Raw genomic sequence first — 4,208 nt, forward strand, 5'->3', positions numbered from 1 at the left:
GCAGGTTGCCGAACCAGTAACCGGCATCCAGCTCCGGCCCCTTGACCCACTCCCCCGTCACCGTCGACAGCAACGGCACCTCCGCCTCCCGCGGCACGACCGGCGCCAGCACCTCCGCCAACTCCTCACGGAGCAGGTCGACCTGCGCGGAATGGGAGGCGTAGTCCACGGCAATCCGCCTCGCCCGCACACCGTCCGCCTCACACGCCGCCAGGAACTCCTCCAACGCCAGCGCCTCACCCGACACCACCACGGACGAGGGCCCGTTGGCGGCCGCCACCGAGATCCGCTCCTCGCCCCACGATGCGATCCGCTCCCGCACCTGCACGGCCGGCAACGGCACCGACACCATGCCGCCCAGACCCGCCAACACCCGACCGATGGCCTGACTACGCAGCGCCACCACCCGAGCCGCATCCTCCAACGACAAGATCCCCGCCACACACGCCGCCGCGATCTCACCCTGCGAATGACCGACCACCGCACCCGGACGCACACCCGCCGCCCGCCACACCTCCGCCAGCGACACCATCACCGCGAACAGGGCGGGCGCCGATCAGGACGGCCCGTCGGTCGTGTGCCGCGCGGGTGGTGGCCAGGGAGTGGCCGACATCGCAGACGCGCAGGTCAGGGCTGGTGGCGAGGTGGTTCAGCAGGCGTGCTGCCTGGCCGTGGAGCGCGCGTTCCGTCTTGGCGGTCAGCGGCCAGGGCAGCGGGGCCGGCGACTCGGTGCCGGTGCCGTCGGGGGTGGTCGCGGTCGGTAGGGGGTGGGGGTCCAGGGGTGCAGGGGTCCCCTCGTCGCCGGACCCCTGTGCGGCGGGGGCCTGCTCGATGACGGCGTGGGCGTTGGTGCCGCTGAAACCGAACGAGGACACGCCGGCGCGCCAGGGGCGGCCGCCGGTGTCGGGCCAGGCCCGCTGCTCCGTGAGCAGGGCCACCCGGCCGGCGGTCCAGTCCACGTGCGGGGTGGGCTCCGTGATGTGGAGGCTCCGCGGCAGCACGCCGTGCTGCATGGCCAGCACCATCTTCATCACGCCGGCCACACCGGCGGCGGCCTGCGCGTGGCCGATGTTGGACTTGACGGAGCCGAGCAGCAGCGGCCGGTCCGCCGGGCGGTCCTGCCCGTACGTCGCGAGCAGGGCCTGTGCCTCGATGGGGTCGCCGAGGGTGGTGCCGGTGCCGTGGGCCTCGACGACGTCCACGTCGGCGGCGGCCAGGCGGGCGTTGGCGAGGGCCTGGCGGATGACGCGCTGCTGGGAGGGCCCGTTGGGGGCGGTCAGGCCGTTGGAGGCACCGTCCTGGTTGATCGCCGTACCGCGGATCACGGCGAGGACGGGGTGCCCGAGGCGCTGTGCGTCGGACAGCCGCTCGACGAGCAGCAGGCCGACGCCCTCGGCGGGGCTGAAGCCGTCGGCGTCGGCGGAGAAGGCCTTGCAGCGGCCGTCGCTGGACAGGCCGCGCTGGCGGCTGAACTCGATGAAGGTGCCGGGGGTGGACATGACGGTGACGCCGCCGGCCAGGGCCAGGGTGCACTCCCCCGCGCGCAGTGCCTGCACCGCCAGGTGCAGCGCGACCAGCGAGGCCGAGCAGGCGGTGTCGACCGTGACGGCCGGCCCCTCCAGCCCGAACGTGTAGGACAGCCGGCCGGAGACGACGCTGCCCGCGCTGCCGGTGGCCAGGTGCCCCTCGAGGCCGTCGGCGGCGCCGCGTACGAGGTGGGAGTAGTCGGAGCCGTTGGTGCCGACGAAGACGCCGGACGGGCTGCCGTGCAGGGTCCCCGGGTCGATGCCGGCCCGCTCGAACGCCTCCCAGGAGGTCTCTAGCAGCAGCCGCTGCTGCGGGTCCATGGCGAGGGCCTCGCGGGGGGAGATCCCGAAGAACGCGGGGTCGAAGGCGGCCGCGTCGCTGAGGAAGCCGCCCTCGCGCGTGTACGAGGTGCCCGGGGCGTCGGGGTCGGGGTCGTAGAGCGCCTCGACGTCCCAGCCGCGGTCGGCGGGGAACGCGGAGAGTGCGTCCCCGCCGGAGGCGAGCAGCTGCCACAGGTCCTCGGGGGTGCGGACGCCGCCGGGGAAGCGGCAGCTCATCGCGACGACGGCGATCGGTTCGGCGTCGTCGCCGGAGGTCGCGGCGGTCGGTGCGGGCGCGGCGTCCGCGGCGCTCCGGCCGGCGAGTTCGGCGCGCAGGTGCCGGGCCAGGACGGTGGGCGTCGGGTGGTCGAAGACGAGGGTGGGCGGGAGTTTGAGGCCGGCTGCGGCGTTCAGGCGGTTGCGCAGTTCGACGGAGGTGAGGGAGTCGAAGCCCAGCTCCTTGAAGGCGCGGCCGGCCTCGACCGCGTCGGGGCCGGAGTAGCCGAGGACGCCGGCGACCGCGGTGCGGACCAGGTCCAGCAGCAGGCGCTCCTGCTCGGCCTCGGGCTGTCCGGCGAGCCGCCGCAGGAGCGGGGCGGCGCCGGCGTCGTCGTCCTCGGCCGCGGCGGTGCGGGTGCCCTCGACGACCTGCCGGGCCTCGGGCAGGTCGTGCAGCAGCGGCCGGGCGCGGCCGGAGGTGAAGGCGAGGACGAACCGCTTCCATTCCATGTCGGCGACGGTCAGGGTCGTCTCGTCGCGGTCCAGGGCGTGCTGGAGGGCGGTGAGGGCCCGTGCCGGGGCCATCTCGATGACGCCGTGGCGGCGCATGCGGTCGCCGACGGCGCCGTCCGCCATGCCCCCGTCCGCCCACGGGCCCCAGGCGAGGGAGGTGGCGGGGAGGCCGGCGGCCCTGCGGTACTCGGCGAAGGCGTCGAGGAAGGCGTTGCCCGGCGCGTAGTTGCCCTGGCCGGGGGCGCCGAAGGTGGCGGCGAAGGAGGAGAAGAGCACGAAGGCCGACAGGTCCAGGTCCCGGGTCAGCTCGTGCAGGTGCCGGGTTCGCAGGCGGCGAGCGTCACCTCGGCGCCGAGGGCGGTGAGTTCCTCGCGCAGTGCGGCGGCGCCGGGGGCGTCGGGGCCGCGGCGGCCGGCGAGCAGCAGGTGTTCGGCGCCGTTCGCGGCGAGCCGGCGGGCGACGTGCGCGCCGAGCGCGCCCGTACCGCCCGTGACCAGGGTCGTGCCGCTCGGCCGCCAGGCGCGTACCGCCGGGGCGTCGGCCAGCCGGGCGCGGACGAGGCGTCGTACGAAGGTCCCGGAGGGGCGTACGGCGACCTGGTCCTCGGCGGCGTCCCCGGCGAGCACGCCCGCGAGCCGGGCGAGTGTGCCGTCGTCGACGGCGTCGGTGCCGGGCAGGTCGATCAGGCCGCCCCAGCGCTCGCCGTGCTCCAGGGCCGCCACCCGGCCCAGGCCCCACACCGTGGCCTGGGCGGGATCGGGGTGCCGCTCGGAGCGGCCCACGGCGACGGCACCGCGGGTGGCGCACCACAGCGGGGCGGCCACCTCCGCGTCGCCGAGGGCCTGGACGAGGGTGAGCGTGGCGGTCACGGCGGCGGCCGCCGCGGTGCCGTCGGAGGTCAGCAGGGAGAGCACGCCGGACGGGACGGTGCCGTCGGCGAGCGCCTCGCGGATCCGCCCGGTCAGGTCGGTCCGTGCGTCCGGGGTGGCGGGGACGGTCGTGCGCCGTACGTCGGCGCCGTGTGCGGCCAGCGTCCGCAGGACGGCGTCGACGGTGTCGGTGTCGCCGCCCGTGCCGGCCGGGGTCTCGGGTACGGCGACGAGCCAGGTGCCGGAGAGGCGGACGGCGGCGGGGTCGGGGGCGGGCTTCCAGGTGATCCGGTAGCGCCAGCCGTCGACGGTGGACCGCTCCTGGTTCTGCCGCCGCCACGAGGAGAGGGCGGGGAGCAGCGCCGTGAGGGCCTCGTCCGCCTCGATGTCCAGCTCGCTGGTGAGGGCGGCGACGTCGTTGGCCTCGACGGCCTCCCAGAAGCGGGCGTCGGAGGTGTCGGCCGGGACCGCGACGGCGGCCCCGGCGGCCTCGGCGGTGCCGCTCTCCAGCCAGAAGTGCTCCTGCTGGAAGGCGTAGGTGGGGAGGTCGACCCGGCGGGCTCGGGTGCCGGCGAAGACGGCCTCCCAGTCCAGGCCCACGCCGCGGACCCACGCCTCGGCCAGCGACTGCCAGAAGCGTCCGAGTCCGCCTTCGTCGCGGCGCAGCGACCCGAGGACGGCCGCCTCGCGGCCCGCGTCCTCGACCGTCTCCTGGATGCCCACCGTCAGCACCGGATGCGGACTGCACTCCACGAACACG

The 4,208-nt window shown here is 75.9% G+C and carries 1 pseudogene; it reads right to left on the bottom strand.

The window, feature by feature from the left end:
* Positions 1-4,208: pseudogene (locus IF43_RS43335) on the bottom strand (beta-ketoacyl synthase N-terminal-like domain-containing protein); the annotation flags it as partial.

Origin of the sequence: Streptomyces sp. NRRL S-87 (assembly GCF_000719335.1) — a bacterium.
In the GTDB taxonomy this organism is placed as follows: Bacteria; Actinomycetota; Actinomycetes; order Streptomycetales; family Streptomycetaceae; genus Streptomyces.